Here is a 22,164-nt window from a genome sequence, read left to right as displayed (position 1 = left end):
GGAAGACGCGACCCGACCGTATCCGCCAGCGCACCCACACCCTCGGGGGACATGGATGCCGCGGCCATTGCAGGCCTTGCAAAAGAGCGGAATTGACCATGCCATCGCCCAGGCCGGTGATCACCTGCATCGAAGACCTCCGCATCCTGGCGCGGCGCCGCGTGCCGAGGATGTTCTACGACTACGTCGACTGCGGCTCCTGGACGGAAAGCACCTACCGCGCCAACACGGCCGATCTGGCCGCCCTCCAGTTCCGCCAGCGCATCGGGATGTGCATCGCCGGACGGACCACGGAAAGCCGCATCCTGGGGGAAAGCGTCGCGATGCCGGTGGCGCTGGCGCCGACCGGCCTGACCGGGATGCAGCATGCCGACGGCGAGATTCTGGCGGCACGGGCGGCGGAACGCTTCGGCGTGCCCTTCACCCTGTCGACCGTCAGCATCTGTTCCATCGAGGATGTGGCGGCCAATACCGGCAAGCCGTTCTGGTTCCAGCTCTACGTCATGCGGGACCGGGCATTCGTCGAACGGCTGATCGCCCGGGCCAAGGCCGCGAACTGTTCGGCGCTCGTGCTCACCCTGGATCTCCAGATCCAGGGACAGCGGCACAAGGACTTGAAGAACGGCCTGTCGACCCCGCCCAAGCCCACCCTGCGAAACCTGGTCGATCTGGCGACCAAGCCGGGCTGGTGCCTGGGAATGCTGCGGACCAGGCGGCGGACCTTCGGGAACATCGTCGGCCATGTGTCCGGGGTTTCGGACGTCTCCTCGCTCGCCGCCTGGGTCAGCCAGCAGTTCGATCCGACCCTGACCTGGGAGGATGTCCGCTGGATCAAGAAACTGTGGGGCGGCAAGCTGATCGTGAAGGGCGTCCTCGACGTCGAGGATGCGCGGCTGGCCGTCGAGAACGGGGCGGATGCCATCGTGGTGTCGAACCACGGCGGCCGGCAGCTCGACGGGGCTCCGTCGAGCATCGCGATGCTGCCCGCCATCGCCGAAGCCGTCGGGCAGCAGACCGAAGTCCTGTTCGACAGCGGCATCCGGTCCGGGCAGGACATCCTGAAGGCCGCCGCCCTGGGCGCCAAGGGCGTCATGGTCGGGCGGGCCTTCCTGTACGGGCTGGGTGCCATGGGCGAGGCCGGCGTCACGCGCTGCCTGGAAATCCTGCAGCGGGAACTCGACCTGACCATGGGATTGTGCGGCCTCACCGCCATCGGCGCGGCCGATCCCTCCATCCTGATCAATGGCGGCGGCACGAACGACAGCCGGCACAGGCCATCCGCCCTCCCGCCCGGCGTCCCCGATTTCGCCGCACGCCCCGGCCACCGGCCCATATCCGCCGCTTGACGGGCAGCCGGACCGGCGCCCGGCTGAACTTCGAATACCAAGACTTCGACCGAGGAAGGAAACGTGATGTTCGGTAAGTACAAGATGCACGAGAACAGCGGGGTCAATCCGCCCTACGCGCCGGCCTATCCGCTGGAATGGGAATGCCCGCTGCGCACGGTCGAGGTCGTGACCCGCGTGGAGCAGTCCAAGGTGGCGAAGCTGCTGGCGGACACGCCGTTCGAGCTCGTCAACGATCGCGTCGCCTTCCGGTTCATGCTGTCGCCCGGGCACACGCTGGCCCTGCATGCCGGGGAAATGTTCGACCTCATGGTTTCGGTACCGGTGCGCTACGACGGCCTGTTCACCCACACCCACATCTTCATGTACTGCTCCGACCCCATGGGCATCGCGGCCGGCCGGGAGGTGTTCGGCTACACGAAGAAGGATGCGACCTACCGGTTCGACGAGGCCGCCGACGGCAGCATCGAAGGCTGGGTCAAGCGCCGCGGAACGCCGCTGGCCGACTTCACCTTCACGCCCGACGAAACCGCGCCGGCCGTGCGGCTGGTCGAAGAGGACGAACAGCCGGCCGGCGAGATCCATGTGCGCCGCGTTCCGCACCCGGAACGGCCCGAACCCGTCTATGCGGACATCGTCTACCGCCGCACCCCGCTGGAATATTCGCCGCCCCGCGCCGGGCGGGCGACGATGACGCTGCACGCCTCGGAGTATGATCCCATCGCGGCGCTCGAACCGGAGATCCTCGGCGCGCATTTCATGGCGTCCGACGTCTATGGCGGCGGCTTCGCGGTCGAGGACCGGCGCCTGCTGAAGCGCCTGATCCCCTGACCGGTTCGCGCCGGCAGCCCTGAACAGACACAAGAAAGAAGCATCGCTTCCGGCGGGGCATCCCCCTTGCAGCGTCCTTGCGCCGCCGAACCGTTGGGAGGAAACAATGTCCATGAACAGCAAGGGATTCCACCGCCGGCACGTCCTGGCGTCGGCCGTCGGCATGCTCTGCCTGTCGGGCTTCGGCGCGCAGGCGCAACAGGCGCAGCAGGCACCGCTGAAGATCGGCGTGCTGACCGACATGTCGAGCCTTTACGCCGACATCACCGGCAACGGGTCGATCAGCGCGGTGCAGATGGCGATCGAGGATTTCACCGCCGGACGGAAGACGCGGCCGATCGAAGTCATCAGCGCCGACCATCTCAACAAGGCCGACATTGCCGCGGCCACGGCACGGGAGTGGATCGACCGCGAGGGCGTCGACGTCATCGTCGACGTGCCCAACTCGGCCGTGGCGCTGGCCGTCGGCAACATCGTCCGCGACAAGAACAAGGTGATGCTGGCCTCCGGCCCATCCTCGTCCGACCTGACCGGAAAGAGCTGCTCGCCGAATACCATCCACTGGACCTACGACACCTACTCCTTGGCGACCGGCACGGCGACCGCCGTCGTCGAATCCGGCGGCAAGAGCTGGTTCACCCTGACCGCCGACTACGCCTTCGGCCACGCGATGGAGCTGGACGTCAAGAACGTCGTCACCAAGATGGGCGGGCAGGTGCTGGGAAGCGTGCGCACGCCGCTCAACACCCAGGATTTCGCCTCCTTCCTGCTCCAGGCGCAGGCGTCCAAGGCCCAGGTCATCGGGCTGATCAACGCCGGCGGCGACACCATCAACTCGATCAAGCAGGCGGTGGAGTTCGGCATAACCAGCGGCGGCCAGCGGCTGGTCGCGACCGTGCTCTACGTCAACGACGTGCATGCGCTGGGATTGCCGGTGGTGCAGGGTCTGCAATTCACCGAGGCCTTCTATTGGGACCTCAACGACCAGACGCGCGCCTGGAGCAATCGCTTCGCCGAACGCAACGGCGGCCGCAAGCCCAGCGCGCTCCAGGCCGGTGCCTACGCGTCGGTTCTGCATTATCTGCGCGCTGCCGAGGCCGCGGGCGGTTCCGCCGACGGCAAGGCGGTGGTCGAGAAGATGAAGGCGATGCCCACCGACGACCCGCTCTTCGGCAAGGGCAGCATCCGCGTCGACGGCCGCAAGCTGCACGACATGTATCTGTTCGAGGTCAAGAAGCCGAACGAATCCAAGTATCCGTGGGACTATTACCATGTCCGGAAGGTCATTCCGGCGGCCCAGGTCTGGCGCCCGCTGGCGGAGGGCGGCTGCTCGCTGGTGAAGTCGTGAGCGTCGCCCTGGTGACCGGCGGTGGCAGGGGCATCGGCCGGGCGACCGCGCTCGCCCTCGCCCGCGACGGTGCCGACGTCGCCATCGCCGATCTGGACGTTCCGCAGGGGGAGGAGACGGCCCGCCTGGTCGAGGACGCCGGACGCCGGGCGCTCTTCCTGCGGACCGATGTGACGGACGGTGCAGAAGTCGCCGCCTGCGTCGACCGGGTGGAACGGGAACTTGGGCCAATCAGCGCCTTCGCGAACAATGCAGGCATCGAGGGGGTCGTCGCCCCGATCCATCTCTATCCGGACGAGGTGTTCGACAGTCTGCTCCAGGTCAACGCCAAGGGGGTCTTCCTGGGCCTGAAGCATGTCCTCGCCCGCATGGTCCCGCGCGGGACGGGCGCCATCGTCAACACCGCCTCGACCTCGGCCATCCGCGGCCGGGCAGGCTTGGCCGGCTACGTCGCCACCAAGCATGCGGTGCTGGGCCTGACCCGCGTGGCGGCGCTCGACGTGGCGGGAACCGCGATCCGGGTGAATGCCATCCTTCCAGGCCCGGTCGAAACCCGGATGATCGAATCGCTGGACGAACAGGCGCGGCGGTCGGGCGGCATCCGCCGTGCCGGAGCCGCCGCCTACGGCAAGCCCGACGACATCGCGACCGTGATCGCCTTCCTGCTGTCGGACAAGGCGAAGCATGTCAACGGCGCCGCCTGGACCGTGGACGCCGGCGCCACGATTGCCTGAAGGGCCGCCCGGGCGGCGGTTCCCTCCCCTTTTTCCCAGATCGACGCCGTGGAACGGCGGACGACCAGCCAGGATTACCTTGCCATGAAGCTCTGCCAATTCGGCGACCCGAACCGTGAAAAGCCCGGCCTGATCGACGGCCAGGGGCGGTTGCGCGACCTCTCGGCCCTCCGCGACGCTATCACGGCGGAGGACCTTTCACCTGCCGGGCTTGCCACGCTTGCCGCCATCGATCCCGACAGCCTGCCGCTGGTTCCAGGCACGCCGCGCCTGGGCGTGCCGTACCGCGGCATCTCCAAGCTGGTCTGCATCGGGCTCAATTATTCCGACCATGCGGCGGAAACCGGCCTTCCCATCCCATCCGAGCCGATCATCTTCCTGAAATCGACCACGGCGATCTGCGGGCCGGACGACGACACCATCCAGCCGCGCCACTCGACCAAGCTCGACTGGGAGGTGGAGCTTGCCGTCGTGATCGGCAGCGAGGCGCGCTATGTCAGCGAGGACAAGGCACTCGACCATGTCGCCGGCTATTGCGTGATGAACGACGTGTCGGAACGCGCGTTCCAGATGCAGTCCTCGCAGTGGGACAAGGGCAAGGGATGCGACAGCTTCGCGCCCATCGGTCCCTGGCTGGTGACGGCGGACGAGGTTCCGGACCCGCAGTCCCTCGACATGTGGCTGGACGTAAACGACCGGCGGATGCAGTCCGGCAACACCCGCACCATGATCTTCGGCGTGGCGACGCTGGTGTCCTATTGCAGCGCCTACATGACCCTGCGTCCGGGCGATGTCATCGCCACCGGAACCCCGCCAGGGGTCGGCATGGGCATGAAGCCGGAGCCGGTCTGGCTGAAGCCGGGCGACGAGGTCGCGCTCGGCATCGAAGGCCTCGGCCGGCAGCGCCAGCGCGTCGTGCCCTGGCCCGGATGACGCGCGGAGCTCAGGACCGGCCGGGCGCGTCGCCGGGCGCGAGATAGGGAGGGAACTGCAGCTGCGTGGTGCTGGCGATGATCTCGAACCGCTTCAGCCAGCGGTCGTCGGCCACCTTCAGATGATCGTGGAGGGCCTGCGCCGCGCCGCCGGCATCGCCGCGCAGGGCCCGTTCGACGATGTCCAGATGTTCCCTGAGCGCTCCCTCGATCATTTCGACGGGAACGCCGAGGAACGGATGGAACAGGTAGCGGGTCGGACCGAAGACCATATGCGTCCGTTCCAGCGCCCGCAGGATCTCCTTGTTGGGACAGAAGCCGAGAATGCCGACATGCAGGTCGCGCTCCACCTGATCGAAGGCGGAACTGCTGGGACTGGAACGGTCCAGCGCCTGCCGGATGTTGGCCCGGGCGCTGCGCAATTCCGCCGCCGCGATGCAGGGCAACGCCTTCAGCAACGCCTGGGGTTCGAGGAGGCGGCGCATCTCGTAGAGATCGCGGATGTGTTCGGGCGTGATGCGCCGTGCCAGCCAATGGCCGGCATCGTCCTTTTCGATCAGCCCCATGCCATGCATGCGGGCCAGCAGGTCGCGCGTCACTGTCCGGCTGACGTCGAAATGCAGTGCCAGCTGCTTTTCGTTGATCCTCACCGCACCGAACAGGATACGGATGAAAAGCTCCTGCTCCACCTCCTTGTAGATGCGTTCCCATTGCGGCGTCGCCTGGATCTTGACCGGGTCAAGGGTGGCGAGCGGCCCGTCGCCACCGGTTTCGTCCTTGCCGGCAACGACGAACCCCTTCCCGTCATGTTCATCGAGAATGCGGTCGGCGCAGAGCGAGCGCAGGGCATGCCGGGCCGGTGAGCGGCTGATGCCGAAAGCCTTGGCGACCTGGGCTTCCTGCAACCGTTCGCCGGCAACGATCCGGCCGTCCGCGATCATGGATTTCAGCAACAGATACGCGCGCTCCTGGAGCGATACCGTCCTGTCGCCGCCTTCGGAGCACTCGTCTGTCAGAATCGCGCTTTTCATTGGATCGCCTTGATGACAACGGAAGACGGGCTTTCAACCGGGACAATCATGATCAGCCGCCGCCATTCCTGCACATCTCCCACGCCATGCGAGGCCATCCATCCACAGCATGAGGAAACTCGGATTGTCAAGCAGCTGAACGATTGATTGAGGCACTTTGGATGCACTATACACAAACAACTGCCGCTTTGAACGATCCGGATGCACGGAACGATGCCAATCGCTCCGGTTGCCTGCCCGCCTCTGACGACATCATCCTGGAAGCGCGCAACCTGACGAAGGAGTTCAAGGGCTTCGTCGCGGTCAAGGAGGTGAACCTGCAGGTGAAGCGGGGCACCATCCATGCGCTGATCGGCCCGAACGGCGCCGGCAAGAGCACGGTGTTCAACCTGCTCACCAAGTTCCTGACGCCCACCCGCGGCCGGATCCTCTACAAGGGCCGCGACATCACCAGGACCAAGCCGGCCGACATCGCGCTGATGGGCTTGGTGCGGTCCTTCCAGATCTCGGCCGTCTTCCCGCATCTCAGCGTGCTGGAGAATGTCCGCGTCGCCCTCCAGCGCCCGCTCGGCACCAGCTTCCATTTCTGGAAGTCGGAGTCGTCGCTCTACGACCTGCATGACCGGGCGCTGGAGCTGATCGAGGCGGTCAACCTCTCCCCCTGGGCCGGGCACACCGCCGCCGAGCTGCCCTACGGCCGCAAGCGCGCGCTCGAGATCGCCACCACCCTGGCGCTCGACCCGGAGGTGATGCTGCTCGACGAGCCGCTGGCCGGCATGGGCCATGAGGACATCGAGGGCACCGCGGCCCTGATCAAGCGCGTCGCCGCCGACCGCACCGTGCTGATGGTCGAGCACAACCTCTCGGTCGTCGCCCACCTCTCCGACACCATCACCGTGCTCCGCCGCGGCGAGATCCTCGCCGAGGGGCCATACGAGGTGGTGTCGAAGAACCCGCAGGTGATGGAAGCGTACATGGGCACTGGGGGGACCGGACATGCCTGACGGGATCGACACCAAAACAGCGATGCTTGAGATTTCCGACCTGCACGGCTTCTACGGCGAGAGCCATGTGCTGCACGGCGTCAGCCTGGAGGTGCGCCACGGCGAGGTGGTGACGCTGCTGGGCCGCAACGGCGCCGGCAAGACCTCGACCATGCGCGCCGTGATGGGCATCATGGGCAAGCGCACCGGCTCGATCCGCTTCCAGGGCCAGGAGCTGACCGGCATGGCCCAGCACAGGATCCCGCGGCTCGGCATCGGCTATGTGCCGGAGGAGCGCGGCATCTTCTCGAGCCTCAGCGTCGACGAGAACCTGACGCTGCCGCCGGTGGTGAAGGAGGGCGGCATGACCGTCGCCCAGATCTACGAGCTGTTCCCCAACCTGAAGGGCCGCGGCTCGACCCAGGGCACGCGGCTGTCGGGCGGCGAGCAGCAGATGCTGGCGATCGCCCGCATCCTGCGCACCGGCGCCACCCTGATCCTGCTGGACGAGCCGACCGAGGGGCTGGCTCCCGTCATCATCGAGCAGATCGGCGTGGCGGTGCGGGCGCTCAAGGCGCGCGGCTTCACCATCCTGCTGGTCGAGCAGAATTTCCGCTTCGCCGCCACCATCGCCGACCGCCATTACGTCATGGAGGAGGGGCATGTGGTGGACATGATCCCCAACGACCGGCTCAACGCCAACATGGACAAGCTCCACACCTATCTCGGCGTGTGAAGCGGGAGACGAGAGACCCACCATGTCCCATCTGCTCGGCATTCCGCCGCAGGCCCTGTTCGGCCAGCTGCTGCTCGGCCTGATCAACGGTTCCTTCTATGCGCTGCTCAGCCTCGGGCTGGCCGTGATCTTCGGCATGCTCAACGTCGTCAACATGGCGCACGGCGCCCTGTACATGGTCGGCGCCTTCGTGGCGTGGCTGTTGCTGACCTATGCCGGCATCGGCTATTGGGGGGCGCTGGTGCTGGCGCCGCTGGCGGTCGGCGCCGTCGGGCTGGTGCTGGAGCGCACGCTGCTGCGCCGGCTCTACACGGTCGACCATCTCTATGGGCTGCTGCTGACCTTCGGGCTGGCGCTGATCCTCGAGGGCGCCTTCCGCCACCAATATGGCGTGTCGGGCCAGCCCTATCCGATCCCCGACCTGCTGAAGGGCGGCACCAACCTGGGCTTCATGTATCTGCCGACATATCGTGGCTGGGTGGTGGCGGCGTCGCTGCTGGTGTGCCTGGGCACTTGGTTCGCCATCGAGCGGACGAAGCTGGGGGCGTATCTGCGGGCGGCGACGGAGAACCCGACGCTGGTGCAGGCCTTCGGCATCAACGTGCCGGTGATGGTGTCGCTGACCTACGGCTTCGGGGTGGCGCTGGCCGGGCTGGCCGGGGTGCTGGCGGCGCCGATCTACCAGGTGTCGCCGCTGATGGGCTCCAACATCATCATCGTGGTGTTCGCGGTGGTGGTGATCGGCGGCATGGGCTCGATCCTCGGCGCCATCGTGACCGGGCTGGGGCTGGGGTTGCTGGAGGGGCTGACCAAGCTGGTCTACCCGGAGGCCTCCAACATCGTGGTGTTCGTGATCATGGCCGTGGTGCTGATGGTGAAGCCGGCCGGCCTGTTCGGACGGGAGAGATAAGCGATGAGCATGCAAACCCAGGCGCTGCCGCGGACGGGGATGGAGGCGGGGGCGCGCAAGGCGCTGCTGCTGGGGGGCGGGCTGCTGCTGGCGGTGCTGGCGCCGTTCCTGCTGTATCCGGTGTTCCTGATGAAGCTGCTGTGCTTCGCGCTGTTCGCCTGCGCCTTCAACCTGCTGATCGGCTTCGCCGGCCTGTTGAGCTTCGGCCATGCCGCCTTCTTCGGCGGGGCGGCCTACATCGCCGCCCACACGGTGAAGGAATGGGGCTGGGCGCCGGAGGCGGGGCTGCTCGCCGCCACCGCCGTCGCCGGGCTGATGGGGCTGGTCTGCGGGTCGATCGCCATCCGGCGGCAGGGCATCTACTTCGCCATGATCACGCTGGCGCTGAGCCAGATGATCTTCTTCCTGGCGCTGCAGCTTCCCTTCACCCATGGCGAGGACGGCATCCAGGGTGTGCCGCGCGGCACGCTGTTCGGGCTGTTCGACCTGACCCAGCCGCTGACGATGTATTACGTCGTGCTGGCGATCTTCCTCGGCGGCTTCGCGCTGGTGTGGCGCACGGTCCATTCGCCGTTCGGGCAGGTTCTGAAGGCGATCCGCGAGAACGAGCCGCGGGCGGTGTCGCTCGGCTACCGCACCGACCGCTACAAGCTGGTGGCCTTCGTGCTGTCGGCAAGCCTGGCGGGGCTGGCCGGCGGGACCAAGGCGCTGGTGTTCCAGCTGGCCTCGCTGACCGACGTGACGTGGCAGATGTCGGGCGAGGTGGTGCTGATGACGCTGCTCGGCGGCATGGGCACGCTGCTCGGCCCGGTGGTGGGGGCGGCGCTGGTGGTCACGCTGGAAAGCTACCTCGCCGCCACCAGCCTGCCGGTGCCGGTCGTCATCGGCTGCATCTTCGTCGTCTGCGTCCTGCTGTTCCGCAGGGGCATCGTCGGGGAGATCCTTTTCCACATTTCCCGAGCGACACAGTTAAGACGGGCGGCACGCTTGCCCCCGCACGGCCGACCGGCATAGGGGACGCCCTTGCGGGCGCCCCTTCCCTTTTACCGTGATGCTTAGGCTCAGCCGAGGTTGATGTCGGAGAGCGAGAGCACCGTGCCGTTGTAGACGCCGAGCAGCCGGACCTCGGTGGCGGCCACCTGGCCGTCGCCGTTGGTATCGACCACCTGGTAGAGACCCGAGTTCGTGCCGTTGTTGGCCAGAACCAGGGTGCTCGCACCAGCCGACGAGTTCGTCAGCGTCCCCAGAGCCGAGCGGAAGCTGGCGAGGTCGGTTTCCGTCAGGCTGCCGCTCACCGCCGAGGTCAGGCTCACCAGTTCGTTGGTGACGCTCACCCCGTTGGTCGCCGCGGACGCCGTGGTCAGCGCCGAGTCACCATTCTTGTCCGCCGTGGTCCGGGCCGTACCGGTCAGCTGCACCTTGTCGGTGCCCGTCTGGAAGTTGCTCACCGAGATGAACCCGGTGTTGGCCCCCAGAGCGCTGATGTCGGTGAAGGACGAGTACACGATCGTGTCGGTCCCGCTGCCCGACGCCAGGCTGATGCTGTCGCCCGTGCCGCCGAGGAAGCGGATCGAGCCAGCCGTCACCGTCACCGAGTCGGTGCCGGTCCCGCCGATCAGCGTCTCGACGTTGCTGAGCGACATGGTCACACCGGTGTTGCCCAGAGTGATCACGTCGTTGCCGGTGCCACCCGCCAGCGTCTCGATGCCGCGCAGGAGGATCGTCGAACCACCGTCGCCGAGGCTGACCACGTCGCTGCCCGCGCCGCCGACCAGGATCTCGATCCCGCTCTCGGCCCGCATGGTGACGCCGGTGTCGCCCAGGATCACCAAGTCGCTGCCCGCACCGCCGGTCAGGGTGTCGATGCCGCGGGTGATGACGGTGTTGCCCGCCGAACCCAGGGTGACGACGTCAGAACCGGTGCCGCCGACCAGGAACTCGACGCCCGAAGCCAGCATCGTCACGCCGGCCGAACCGGTGAAGACGATGTCGGTGGAAGCGCCGCCGGTCAGCGTGTCGATGCCCGACACGGTGAGCGTGTTCGCCGTGTCGCCGAGCGTGATCACATCCGTACCGGTCGAGCCGATCAGCGTCTCGACCGCGCGGGTCAGCAGCGTGCTGCCCGTGGTGCCCAGCGTGACGACGTCGGTCGCCGCACCGCCGATCAGCAGCTCGATGCCGCTGCCCAGCGCCATGGTGACGCCGGTGTCGCCCAGGAACACCCAATCGGTGCCCGCACCGCCCGACAGCGTGTCGATGCCGCGGGTGATGACGGTGTTGCCCGCCGAACCCAGGGTCACGATGTCGGTGCCGCTGCCGCCGACCAGGAACTCGACGCCCGAAACCGTCATCGTCACGCCGGCCGTACCAGTGAAGACGACGTCGGTGGAAGCGCCGCCGGTCAGGGTGTCGATGCCCGTCACGGTGATCGTGTTGACCGTGTCACCGAGCGTGATGACGTCGGTGCCCACGTTGCCGATCAGTGTCTCGATCGCACGGGTCAACAGGGTGGCGCCCGAGGTGCTGAGCGACAGCACGTCGGTGGCCGAACCGCCGACCAGCGTTTCGATGTCGGTACCCAGCGTCATCGTGTTGCCGGTGTCGCCCAGGATCACCAGGTCGGAACCCGCACCGCCGATCAGCGTCTCGATGCCGCGGATCGTGGTGGTGTTGCCGGCCGTGCCCAGGGTCAGGACGTCGGTGCCGGCGCCGCCGATCACGTAGTCCGCACCCGACACGGTGAGGGTCGCACCGGCGGAACCGGTGAAGATCACCTCGAGGCCCGTGCCACCGATCAGCGTCTCGATGCCGATGGCGAGGGTCGTGCCGCCGACCGTGCCGATGGTCACGACGTCGGTGCCCACGCCACCCGTCAGCGTCTCGATGCCCGACACCAGCAGGGTGTTGCCCGCAGTGCCCAGCGTGACGATGTCGGAAGCGATGCCGCCGGTCAGCGTCTCGATGCCGCTCACCAGGAGCGAGTTGAACGTGTTGCCCAGCGTGATGACGTCGGTGCCGGTCAGGCCGGTCAGCGTCTCGATGCCGCGCAGCAGGACGGTGTTGCCGGCCGTGCCCAGGGTGACGAGGTCGGTGCCCGTGCCGCCGATCAGGATGTCGATGCCCGACACCAGGACCGTCGAACCGGCCGAACCCAGGAACACCAGTTCCGAACCCGTGCCGCCGGCGATCGTCTCCAGGGCGTTGGCGAGCAGCGTGCTGCCGACCGTGCCGATGGTGATGACGTCGGTGCCGGCAGCGCCGGTGATCGTCTCCAGAGCCGAAACCAGCAGGCTGTTGCCGGCCGTGCTCAGGATGACCAAGTCGGTGCCCGAACCGCCGATGACGGTTTCCAGCGCCGAGATCAGCATGGTGGTGCCCGTGTCGCCGATGGTGACGACGTCGGTGCCGACAGCCCCCCTCAGCGTCTCCAGGCCGCGCAGGAGCAGCGTGTGGCCCTCCGTACCCAGTGTGACGACATCGGCGGCGGTGCCTCCGACCAGAATCTCGATGCCCGAAACCAGGACGGTGGTGCCGCCCGAACCCAGGAACATCACGTCGGTGCCCGAGCCGCCGATGGTCGTCTCCAGCAGGTTGGCGAGCAGCGTGCTGCCGGCCGTCCCGATGGTGATCAGATCGGTGCTGGCGGAGCCCGTCACCGTCTCCAGCCCCGAGACCTGCAGGGTGTTGCCCGCCATACTGGCGAGCGTCACCGCATCGATGCCCGAACCGCCGCTCAGCGTCTCGATCAGCGTCACCGCAAGGGTGTTGCCCACCGAGCCCAGACTGACGACGTCGGTGCACGCACCACCGGCCAGCGTCTCGAGCGCCGAGACGAACAGGGTACTGCCGGCGGTGCCGAGATCGATGACGTCGGCGGCGGTGCCGCCGACGATCGTCTCGAACAGCGAAACCGCCACGGTGTTGCCGGTGTCGCCCAGCGTCAGGACGTCGGTGCCGGCATTGCCGGCCAGCGTCTCGATACCGCGCAGCAACAGCGTGTTGCCGGCGTTGCCGAAGGTGACGACGTCGGTGCCTGTGCCGCCGATCAGGATGTCGATGCCCGACACCGAAACCGTCGAACCCGCGGAACCCAGGAACGCCAGTTCCGAACCGGTGCCGCCCGTGATCGTCTCGAGCAGGTTGGCGAGCAGCGTGCCGCCGGCCGGGCCGATGGTGACGATGTCGGTGCCCATGCCGCCGGTCAGCGTCTCCAGCGCCGACACCAGCAGGCTGCTGCCCGCCGTGCCCAGCGTGACGACGTCGATGCCCGAACCGCCGGACAGCGTCTCCAGCGCCGAGACCATCATCGTGGTGCCGGTGTCGCCGATGCTGATCACGTCGGTGCCGACGGAGCCCGTCAGAGTCTCCAGGCCGCGGACGGTGGTTGTGCTGCCGGCCGTCCCCAGCGCAACGATGTCCGAAGCGCTGTTCGCCGTCTCGATGTTGCTGCCGCCGACCAGCGTTTCGATGCCCGAGATCAGCAGCGTACTGCCGCCAAGCCCGGTGAAGACCACATCGGCACCCGCGCCGCCGGTCAGGCTTTCCAACCCCCCGACCAGCAGCGTACCGCCGGCCGAGCCCAGCGTGACGGCATCGGTGCCGACGCCGCCGGTCAACGTCTCGAAGGCCTGGACCAGCAGGGTGTTGCCGGATGTGCCCAGCGTCGCAATGTCCCTCGAGGTCCCGCCGATCAGCATTTCCAGGGCCGAAACCAGAAGCGTGCCGCCCACCGAGCCCAGAGTGACGACGTCGGTGCCCGCACCACCGGCCAGCGTCTCGAGCGCCGAGACGAACAGGGTACTGCCGGCGGTGCCGAGATCGATGACGTCGACGGCGGTGCCGCCGACGATCGTCTCGAACAGCGAAACCGCCACGGTGTTGCCGGTGTCGCCCAGCGTCAGGACGTCGGTGCCGGCATTGCCGGCCAACGTCTCGATACCGCGCAGCAACAGCGTGTTGCCGGCGTTGCCGAAGGTGACGACGTCGGTGCCTGTGCCGCCGATCAGGATGTCGATGCCCGACACCGAAACCGTCGAACCCGCGGAACCCAGGAACACCAGTTCCGAACCGGTGCCGCCCGTGATCGTCTCGAGCAGGTTGGCGAGCAGCGTGCCGCCGGCCGGGCCGATGGTGACGATGTCGGTACCCATGCCGCCGGTCAGCGTCTCCAGCGCCGACACCAGCAGGCTGTTGCCCGCCGTGCCCAGCGTGACGACGTCGATGCCCGAACCGCCGGACAGCGTCTCCAGCGCCGAAACCATCATCGTGGTGCCGGTGTCGCCGATGGTGATCACGTCGGTGCCGACGGAGCCCGTCAGAGTCTCCAGGCCGCGAACGATGGTCGTGCTGCCACCGGCACCAAGGGTCACGATGTCGGTGCCGGTTCCGCCAAGCAGGGTTTCCACCGCATCGATCACAAGGGTGTTTCCGGTGGCCCCCAGCTGGATGAATTCGGTACCGGCACTGCCGATGATCGTCTCCAACAGATCGGCCACCAGGCTGGAGCCACCTGTCCCCAACATGATAAGGTCGGTTCCCGCAGAGCCGATGATTGTTTCGAGCGCCGATGCCTGGACCGTCGTGCCGGCGGTACCGATCAGCAATGTGTCGGCGCTGGACGAACCGACAACCGTCTCCAGGGCGCCGGTGAGGATCGTGGTGCCGGCCGAGCCGATGGTAACGATATCCGTACCGGCGCCGCCCACCAGGGTTTCCAGCAGGGATATCAGCAAGGTGCTGCCGGCCGTGCCCAGCGTGACGACGTCTGTACCGGTGCCTCCGGTCAGGGTTTCCAGCCCAAAGACCAGCATGGTGGTCCCGGTGTCGCCGATGGTCACGACGTCGGTGCCGCCCTGCCCCACCAGGGTTTCCAGGCTGCGCAGCAGGATCGTGCTGCCACCGGCGCCAAGGGTGACGATATCGGTGCCGCCACCGCCCACCAGGGTTTCCACGGCAGTCACCAGCAGCGTGTCGCCGGAGGAGCCGAGATAGAGCAGGTCCGATCCCGCACCGCCGGTGAGTGTTTCCAGCAGATCGGCAAGGATGGTGACGCCGCCGACGCCCAACGTGACGATGTCGACCCCCGTCGAACCCGTCAGCGTTTCGACGGCGGCGAGCAGCAGCGGGACACCCGTGGTCCCCAGCGTCACCACATCGGTACCGGCCCCGCCGATCAGGGTTTCCAGCCGGTCCGCCAGCAGGGTTCCGCCTGCGCTGCCAAGGATGATGACGTCGCTACCGTTCCCACCGGCGATCGTCTCGATCATGGTCGCCAGCAGGGTGATTCCGGAGGTCCCGATGGTCACGACATCGCCGTCGGTCGAGCCGGTCAATGTCTCGAGACGCTCGACGAAGACGGTGCGGCCCCCGCTGCCGAGCGTGATCACATCGGATCCCGACGACCCGATGATGCTCCTGTACTGGGCCGAAACGGACAGGGTGCTGCCGCCATCGTCCAATATGAGGACATCGGCGCTCAGGATGCTGACCAGGGTTTCCAGCCCACTGAGATGAAGCGTCTGGCCGGTTGCGATGACGGTTTCGATGCCGGTGACCTGAAGCGTGGCACCTTCGGTTCCGATCACGATGACGTCGGTGCCGGCCCCGCCGATCAGCGTTTCGATTGCGCCCGCCAGCAGCGTGTTGCCAGCCGTGCCCAACGTTACGACGTCGGTGCCCAGCCCGCCGATCAAAGTGTCGATGTCGGACACCGAAACCGTCGAGCCGGCCGTGCCGAGGACGACCAGTTCCGTGCCAGCGCCGCCCGTGAGCGTTTCCAACAGATTGGCGAGGATCGTCGCGCCGGCCGAACCGAAGACGATGACGTCGATGTCGGACGAGCCGTTGATCGTCTCGGCCGCCGAAATCATGATGGTGTTGCCGGCCGGATCCAGCATGACGACATCGGTACCGGCGCCGCCGGTCAGCGTCTCCATAGCCGAAACGGACAGCGTGTTGCCGATGCCGCCCAGCGTGACGACGTCGGTGCCGGCGGAGCCCGTCAGCGTCTCCAGGGCCGCGACGACGAGGGTGTTGCCGGATGTGCCGAGTTGAACGACGTCGATGCCGGCACCGCCGGTCAGGAATTCCAAGCCCGAAACCGTCGTTGTACCGGCGCTCGTCCCGAGAAGGACCAGATCGGTCCCCAGGCCGCCGACGATGGTGTCGAGCAGGTCCGCAAGCAAGGTGCTGCCGGCCGTGCCCAGGGTGACGACGTCGGCGCCGGTGCCGCCCGAGATCGTCTCGAGTGCCGAAATTGAAAGCGTATTGCCGGTGCTGCCCAGCGCGACGACATCGGTTCCCAGACCGCCGTTGACTGTCTCGAACTGCAGAGTCGAGATGGTATTGCCGGCGTCGCCCAAATTCAGGACATCGGTACCGGCACCTCCGACCAGTGTCTCGACACCACTCGTCAGCAACGTGTTGCCGGCCGTGCCAAGCGTCACAACGTCGATACCAGTGCCGCCGATCAACGTCTCGATACCGATGACCGACAGGGTATTGTCGCTCATGCCCAGCGTCACGACATCGGTGCCGGCACCGCCGGTCAGCGTCTCCAGAGCCGAAACCAGCAGCGTCGAGCCCGCCGTGCCCAGCGCCACAACGTCGATACCAGTGCCGCCGGTCAGCGTCTCGATAGCGATGACCGACAGGGTATTGCCGCTCGTGCCCAGCGTCACGACATCGGTGCCGGCACCGCCGGTCAGCGTCTCCAGAGCCGAAACCAGCAGCGTCGAGCCCGCCGTGCCCAACGTCACAACGTCGATACCAGTGCCGCCGGTCAGCGTCTCGATAGCGATGACCGACAGGGTATTGCCGCCGGTGCCCAGCGTTACCACGTCGGCACCGGCACCGCCAGTCAGCGTCTCCAACAACCGGACCAGCAGCGTCGAGCCGGCCGTGCCGATGGTCACGACATCGGTACGGGTACCGCCAATCAGCGTCTCCAACCCATCCACCAGCAGCGTGCTGCCGGCCGAACCCAGCGTCACCCTATCGGTGCCGATGCCGCCGGTCAGCGTCTCCAGCAGCGACACCACCATCGTCGAGCCGCTGGAGCCGATGGCGATCACATCGGTGCTGATCCCACCGATCAGAGATTCCATCCCGGCGACCAGCATCGTGATGCCGCCGGTGCCAAGGGTCACACTGTGATCGACGGAATTCGTACCGATAAGGGTTTCGATATTGGAGACGCCGATAATATAAGACCCTGAAAGGGTGACGACATCCGTGGCCGAGGAACCGACGACATAATCAAGGTTACCGACCGATATCGTCCCGCCATCCGCTCCGACCTGGACGGTAAGCGTTCCGCTCCCTGAGGCGTTAATCGCCTCGATGTTGCTTAACGTTATGGTTTCGGTAGTACTCAGAATGTAAGTGATAATGTCGGAGCCCGAGCCACCGAACAGCGTCTCGATCTGCCTTACGGCCAAACTGTTGCCGGCATCGCTCAGCGTGATGATATCGGTGCCGACCCCGCCGGTCAGCGTGTCCAACAGCGATACTGTCATCGTGCTGCCGCCGCTGCCGACGGTGACGACATCCGTTCCGGCACCACCGGTCAGAGTCTCCAGCAACCGCACCGACAGCGTGTTGCCGCCGGTGCCCAGCGTTACCACGTCGGCACCGGCACCGCCGGTCAGCGTCTCCAACAACCTGACCAGCAGCGTGCCGCCACCACTGCCGATCGTCACCATGTCGGACCCGATACCGCCGGTCAGCGTCTCCAACTGCGACGCCGCCAGTGTCGAACCGCCCGAGGCAACCGTCACAACGTCGGTTCCGCTCCCGCCCGTCAGCGTCTCGATCCGCCAGACGGTCAGCGTGCTGCCGGACGAGCCCAGCATCACCGCATCCGCCCCCGCGCCGCCGGTCAGCGTCTCCAGGTCACTCGCCAGCAGCGTCGAGCCACCCGTGCCCAGCGTCACCACATCGGTACCGGCACCGCCGGTCAGCGTCTCCAGAAGCCGCACCAGCAGCGTGGAACCGGCCGTGCCGATCATCACCACATCGGTGCCGACGCCGCCGGTCAGCGTTTCCAGCCGGGAGACCAGCATGGTCGAACCGGCGGTTCCGAGGGTTACGGCGTCGGTGGCGATGCCGCCGGTCAGGGTCTCCAATCCCGCCGCTCGGGCGGTGACGCCGGTCGATCCCAGCGTGATGACGTCGGTGCCGACGCCGCCGACGATGCTCGTTATCAACGATACCGTGGTGGTATTGCCCTGCGCCCCCAGGTTCAATGCCGTCGTGCCGCCTGCACCGCCCGCGGTGACGAATTCCACGCCCCACGCGGCGACCTGCACGCCATTGGAGCCGAACAGTACGACATCCGTTCCAGCACCACCGATGACGGTTTCAGTGGAGTAGACCGCAATCGTGTTGCCGGTGTCGCTCAGGACGACGACGTCGGTGCCGGTACTGCCCAGCATAGTTTCCATGCCGGACAACGCCACGGTGTTGCCCGACCCCAGCAGTGTGACGAGGTCGGTACCAACTCCGCCGAGCAGGGTTTCCACCTCCCTCATCGTCGTGGTGTTGCCCGCCGAGCCCAGCGTGATGACGTCGGCTCCAACGTTGCCGGTCAGGCTGCTCAGCCGCGACACCGTCATGGTGTTGCCGGCCGAACCGGCCAATGTGATCACATTGGTGCCGCCAATCCCGGACAGCGCCTCCAATCCGCTCACCAGCATCGTCGAGCCGCCGGTGCCCAGCGTGACGACGTCGGTACCGGCACCGCCGGTCAGCGTCTCGACCGCGCGGACGGTGAATGTCGCGCCGATGTCGCCCAGCGTGATCACGTCGGTGCCGGCACCGCCCGTCAGGGTGTTGATCTGCGACAGCGTCAGCGTGTTTCCCGAACCGCCGAGCGTTCGTACGACGGGCGCGATGTTCCTGAAATAGGAGAAATCTCCGCTACCGGTGCCGAAGAGCGCATCGATGTCGCCATCGCCGTCGAGGTCGATGAAAGCCGGATTGGGGGAACCACTGATGGAGATGCCATAGACATCCGTTCCAACCGAGGAGAAGGTCGGAGATGCCGTCGTGCCGGTATTGATATAGACGGCGTTCTTGACGACAAGATCGAGGTCGCCATCGCCGTCGAGGTCGGCGAAGGTCGGGGACGCGGAGCCAGCCGATTCGTTCGTGATGCCGAAGGGGTTGCTTCCCTCCAGGCTGAAGGTCGGAGACGACGAGGTTCCGACGTTGCGATACAGAAGAAGATCGCCTGCTCCGTTCCCGATCAACAGATCGAGGTCGCCATCCCCATCCAGGTCGGCGAAGGCCGGATCCGCATTGGTGCCGACATTGGCGATTGCGAAGGGATTGGTGCCTTCAAGCGAAAAGGTCGGCGTTGACGCCGTTCCATTGTTGCGGAAGAACTGCGTATCGCCGGCCGCGTTACCGATGAACAGATCGAGATCGCCGTCACCATCGATATCCACCAAGCTGGGTGTGGCATTGGTGCCGACGTTGGAAATTCCGAAAAGATTGGTGCCCTGCAGGGAGAATGTCGGCGCCAGCGATGTCCCGACATTGGAGAAATAGACCAAGTCGCCGTTTTGATTTCCAACCAGCAGATCCAGGTCTCCATCGCCGTCGAAATCCTGGAATGTCGGGGACGAGGATCCGCCGACATTCGTCACACCGGAGATGCCGCCGCTGATCAGCGTGAAGGTTGGAGTGGCCACGATCTTTCAATCCTTCCAGTACAACGGCAAATCCCGTGCCGGTTCAGCGGTTGCACCGGACTGGCCGGTCATTTCAAAAAAAGTCTGCTCGCTTCTCAGTCGCTTCGGCAGGCACGCACGGGTCAGTCGTCGAAAAAGAGAAAAAAGCAGGTCTCATGCCTCATAAATGGAAGATGCGATGATGCAACCGGTAGCTTCCAGCCAATCGGGCAGGCGTGGCACGCCATACGGCATTGGATCGACCTGCTCCAAACATGTCACCCGACCGCCTCCAGCTTTTTTCGACAACCTCTGCATGGTATCGTTGATACTAGCAATACACTGGAAATAATTGGATTCGGGATTCTTGGAATCCCATGTTCGTGGGATTGATAGGATAGAAAATGCACATAATATTCATACGGAGCTAGTTAGAGATTCACCTGATTCCGCTAAAGAGCAGCACCGGCGCAAGCGTCAGATGTTCTGGATGCCAGGATGCAGGCGATCGCCGACCACCTCCGGAGGCTGGCTCCTGGACATCCGCATTGTTCCCCGGTCTGGCCCGGTAAAAATGGAAAGCCATTCGCGTCAAGCGAGTGGCCGCCGGCTGCGCCGGTTCCGTCCCGATCACCACATCGGACCGCCTGCCGACGATCAGGATTTCATCGAACCTATCGCGAGGCCCCACCCTAGGCCATCGAAACAGGAAAATTCATCCTCATCGCGAACGATGAGTTGGAGGAATCCTTTTTTGAGGCCGAAACATCGAGAATATTTTATGTGACATCCGCCGATCATTGATTAGGCGTTTTTTTATTGAAAATCAATAACATTGGATTGTTTGTTCTTGAAGAGAGAATTGGGCAGGCGCAGTTGAAAATAAAATTTCACCGATAGATTTCTATATTTCACTCCGCAGCCCACGATCCAGACATCGGAAATATCCCGATTCGCCCTACTGGCAGCTTGACAATCCCTCTCTGGCCCTCGCCCTTATAGGTAGAACAAACATTCGCTGGCGCCTTCCGGTTTGGACAGGCACCGGCCCATCTTCTTTTTCAACCGGGATCTTCTCGCGATGCAAGATGCCAGCTCCCGTGCCGCCATCCTGAACGGACTCATCGCCCATCTGCAGGGGCCAACTGGAACCGGTGAGGCGCTGAAGGCAATTTCGGAATGCTGCGAGGCCGCAAGGGCGGCGGGATTGGGAAACGACGCCGCAGCGATGGAGACGCTGGACGCCGCGACCGCCGGTCTTGACCCCATCCTGCGGGAATCGGCGCTCGCCCATGTTTCCGGCGATCTGCACAGGTACCTGCGCATTCTGGACATGCTGGACAATGTCCTGGATCTGGCACCGCTGGAGGGCATCAACCAAATCTACTGGTCGATGCAGCGCCAGCTGTTCCTGATGCGCATGGACATGGCATCGGTTCCGGATTTCGTGGCAGGCCGGCTCCTTCCCTTCTACGAACGCTTCCTGCGGCAGATGTCCATAAGGCTGGGATTGGCTCCGGCAGCCCGGCCGGCGGGGAGGCCGGACACGGGCAGGATCGTGGTCGTGACCAACCAGTTCCTGTCCGACCAGCATCAGCCATCGCGCGACCTGCTGCTGCTCGCAGGCCGGCTGCAACGGGATCTTGGCCGCGAGGTTCTGGTGCTGAACACCAACATGATGCCGGACCGCTATCACAGCCCCTTCGTCCCGCCCTTCGCCGCCGCCGTCGAGGAGAGGCTGTCAGGCGAACAAACGATCCAATTCGAAGCCGGAACCTTTCGCCTGCTGTCCTCCACCGAACCCGGCCTTTCCGCCGCCAAGCTGAGCGGCCTCCTGTCGGCAGTGGAAGCCTTCGACCCCGACCTCGTGATCGCCTTCGGCGGCTCGGTAACCGTCGCCGACCTGCTGGAGGGCGTGCGCCCGCTGCTGTGCATTCCCACCACCACCGGCCAGACCGTCTCGCTCGCCGACATCCTGCTGGATTTCGGAAGCAGCGAGCCGCCGGCCGGCGAGGGGCGGCTTGCCCGGTCCTGGCGGCCTTTCCGCTTCGGCCTGTCGCTGCACCGTACCGGCGACAGCACGACGCGCGCGGACGTCTCCATTCCGGAAACGGCATTCGTCTGCATCGTGGTCGGCAACCGCCTGGATGCGGAAGTCGATGGCGGGTTCCTGGACATGCTGGAACATGTGCTGGACAGGATTCCGGAAGCGCTGGTGCTGTTCGCCGGCGGGGTGGACTCCCTGCCCGGGCGGCTGTCCGGCAACCGCCACGCCGCAAGGCTGCTCTGTCTCGGCCATGTCGAGCGCATGGAAGCGCTGATGTCGGTCTGTGACCTATTCCTCAATCCCCGCCGCACCGGCGGCGGCGCCGGGGCGGCGCAAGCATTGGCTGCCGGAGTGCCGGTGCTGTCCTTTGGCGGCGGCGACGTCGCAAGTGTGGCCGGCCCGGCCTTCCTGGTTGCGGATGCGGATGCCTTCATCGCCCGCGCCACCGAACTGGCCGCCGATCCGGCGCTGCTTGCCGCCGCGCGGCAGGAAGCCCGTGCCCGCTTCGCGGTGGTGGAGCGGGAAGGCAACGACGTGACACAGTTCGCCGCCTACCTGGACGAGGCGGTCACCCTGTTCAGGAACCGGTAGGG

At 65.9% G+C, this 22,164-nt stretch carries 12 protein-coding genes; 10 read left to right on the top strand and 2 right to left on the bottom strand.

Annotated elements, in window-relative coordinates; genetic code table 11:
- The first annotated feature begins 98 nt into the window (after positions 1-98).
- The 5 genes from ABMY26_RS07660 (at position 99) to ABMY26_RS07640 (ending at position 5,192) form a co-directional block, all read left to right on the top strand.
- Positions 99-1,346 (top strand): L-lactate dehydrogenase, encoded by a 1,248-nt coding sequence (locus tag ABMY26_RS07660; protein WP_372395688.1) that lies wholly within the window; start codon positions 99-101, stop codon positions 1,344-1,346.
- A 66-nt stretch (positions 1,347-1,412) separates the two neighbouring features.
- Positions 1,413-2,177 carry an acetoacetate decarboxylase family protein gene (locus ABMY26_RS07655; protein WP_372395946.1) on the top strand — a complete coding sequence of 255 codons (765 nt, stop codon included), beginning with the start codon at positions 1,413-1,415 and terminating at the stop codon, positions 2,175-2,177.
- A gap of 112 nt (positions 2,178-2,289) precedes the next feature.
- Entirely contained in the window at positions 2,290-3,525 is a 1,236-nt protein-coding gene (locus tag ABMY26_RS07650) for an ABC transporter substrate-binding protein (RefSeq protein WP_372395687.1), read from the top strand.
- A complete protein-coding gene (locus tag ABMY26_RS07645; protein WP_372395686.1) occupies positions 3,522-4,259 on the top strand; it encodes an SDR family NAD(P)-dependent oxidoreductase in 738 nt (245 codons plus the stop codon). The genes ABMY26_RS07650 and ABMY26_RS07645 overlap by 4 nt, the downstream gene beginning before the upstream one ends.
- Before the next feature lie 84 nt (positions 4,260-4,343).
- Positions 4,344-5,192 (top strand): fumarylacetoacetate hydrolase family protein, encoded by an 849-nt coding sequence (locus tag ABMY26_RS07640; RefSeq protein ID WP_372395685.1) that lies wholly within the window; start codon positions 4,344-4,346, stop codon positions 5,190-5,192.
- 10 nt (positions 5,193-5,202) lie between these two features.
- Here ABMY26_RS07640 and ABMY26_RS07635 read toward each other — a convergent pair whose 3' ends face one another.
- Positions 5,203-6,222, bottom strand: a complete 1,020-nt coding sequence (locus ABMY26_RS07635; RefSeq protein ID WP_372395684.1) for a GntR family transcriptional regulator — start codon at positions 6,220-6,222, stop codon at positions 5,203-5,205.
- A 233-nt stretch (positions 6,223-6,455) separates the two neighbouring features.
- Between ABMY26_RS07635 and ABMY26_RS07630 the strand changes: the two genes are divergently transcribed.
- Genes ABMY26_RS07630 through ABMY26_RS07615 form a run of 4 tightly spaced genes read left to right on the top strand, consistent with a single transcriptional unit; the run spans position 6,456 to position 9,865 of the window.
- Positions 6,456-7,226 carry an ABC transporter ATP-binding protein gene (locus ABMY26_RS07630; protein ID WP_372395945.1) on the top strand — a complete coding sequence of 257 codons (771 nt, stop codon included), beginning with the start codon at positions 6,456-6,458 and terminating at the stop codon, positions 7,224-7,226.
- Positions 7,219-7,941, top strand: coding sequence for an ABC transporter ATP-binding protein (locus ABMY26_RS07625; RefSeq protein WP_372395683.1), 723 nt, complete (start codon positions 7,219-7,221; stop codon positions 7,939-7,941). The genes ABMY26_RS07630 and ABMY26_RS07625 overlap by 8 nt, the downstream gene beginning before the upstream one ends.
- A gap of 22 nt (positions 7,942-7,963) precedes the next feature.
- A complete protein-coding gene (locus ABMY26_RS07620) occupies positions 7,964-8,851 on the top strand; it encodes a branched-chain amino acid ABC transporter permease (RefSeq protein ID WP_372394078.1) in 888 nt (295 codons plus the stop codon).
- Between the two features lie 39 nt (positions 8,852-8,890).
- Positions 8,891-9,865 (top strand): branched-chain amino acid ABC transporter permease, encoded by a 975-nt coding sequence (locus ABMY26_RS07615; RefSeq protein WP_372395944.1) that lies wholly within the window; start codon positions 8,891-8,893, stop codon positions 9,863-9,865.
- Positions 9,866-9,912: 47 nt separating this feature from the next.
- Here ABMY26_RS07615 and ABMY26_RS07610 read toward each other — a convergent pair whose 3' ends face one another.
- Complete coding sequence (locus ABMY26_RS07610; RefSeq protein WP_372395682.1) at positions 9,913-19,545, bottom strand: FG-GAP-like repeat-containing protein; 9,633 nt, start codon at positions 19,543-19,545, stop codon at positions 9,913-9,915.
- Positions 19,546-20,605: 1,060 nt separating this feature from the next.
- Between ABMY26_RS07610 and ABMY26_RS07605 the strand changes: the two genes are divergently transcribed.
- Entirely contained in the window at positions 20,606-22,162 is a 1,557-nt protein-coding gene (locus ABMY26_RS07605; protein ID WP_372395681.1) for a glycosyltransferase, read from the top strand.
- The last annotated feature ends 2 nt before the right edge of the window (positions 22,163-22,164 follow it).

The sequence above is a fragment of the Azospirillum sp. HJ39 genome, assembly GCF_041507355.1.
Lineage (GTDB): Bacteria > Pseudomonadota > Alphaproteobacteria > Azospirillales > Azospirillaceae > Azospirillum > Azospirillum thiophilum.
The sequence above is the reverse complement of the archived record's forward strand: the minus strand, read 5'-3'. Positions and strand labels throughout refer to the sequence as shown.

Coding starts and splice junctions, on each gene's coding strand:
- ABMY26_RS07660 (WP_372395688.1), top strand. CDS start 99: ATGCCATCGCCCAGGCCGGTGATCACCTGCATCGAAGACCTCCGCATC.
- ABMY26_RS07625 (WP_372395683.1), top strand. CDS start 7,219: ATGCCTGACGGGATCGACACCAAAACAGCGATGCTTGAGATTTCCGAC.
- ABMY26_RS07615 (WP_372395944.1), top strand. CDS start 8,891: ATGGAGGCGGGGGCGCGCAAGGCGCTGCTGCTGGGGGGCGGGCTGCTG.
- ABMY26_RS07640 (WP_372395685.1), top strand. CDS start 4,344: ATGAAGCTCTGCCAATTCGGCGACCCGAACCGTGAAAAGCCCGGCCTG.
- ABMY26_RS07650 (WP_372395687.1), top strand. CDS start 2,290: ATGAACAGCAAGGGATTCCACCGCCGGCACGTCCTGGCGTCGGCCGTC.
- ABMY26_RS07605 (WP_372395681.1), top strand. CDS start 20,606: ATGCAAGATGCCAGCTCCCGTGCCGCCATCCTGAACGGACTCATCGCC.
- ABMY26_RS07620 (WP_372394078.1), top strand. CDS start 7,964: ATGTCCCATCTGCTCGGCATTCCGCCGCAGGCCCTGTTCGGCCAGCTG.
- ABMY26_RS07635 (WP_372395684.1), bottom strand. CDS start 6,222: ATGAAAAGCGCGATTCTGACAGACGAGTGCTCCGAAGGCGGCGACAGG.
- ABMY26_RS07655 (WP_372395946.1), top strand. CDS start 1,413: ATGTTCGGTAAGTACAAGATGCACGAGAACAGCGGGGTCAATCCGCCC.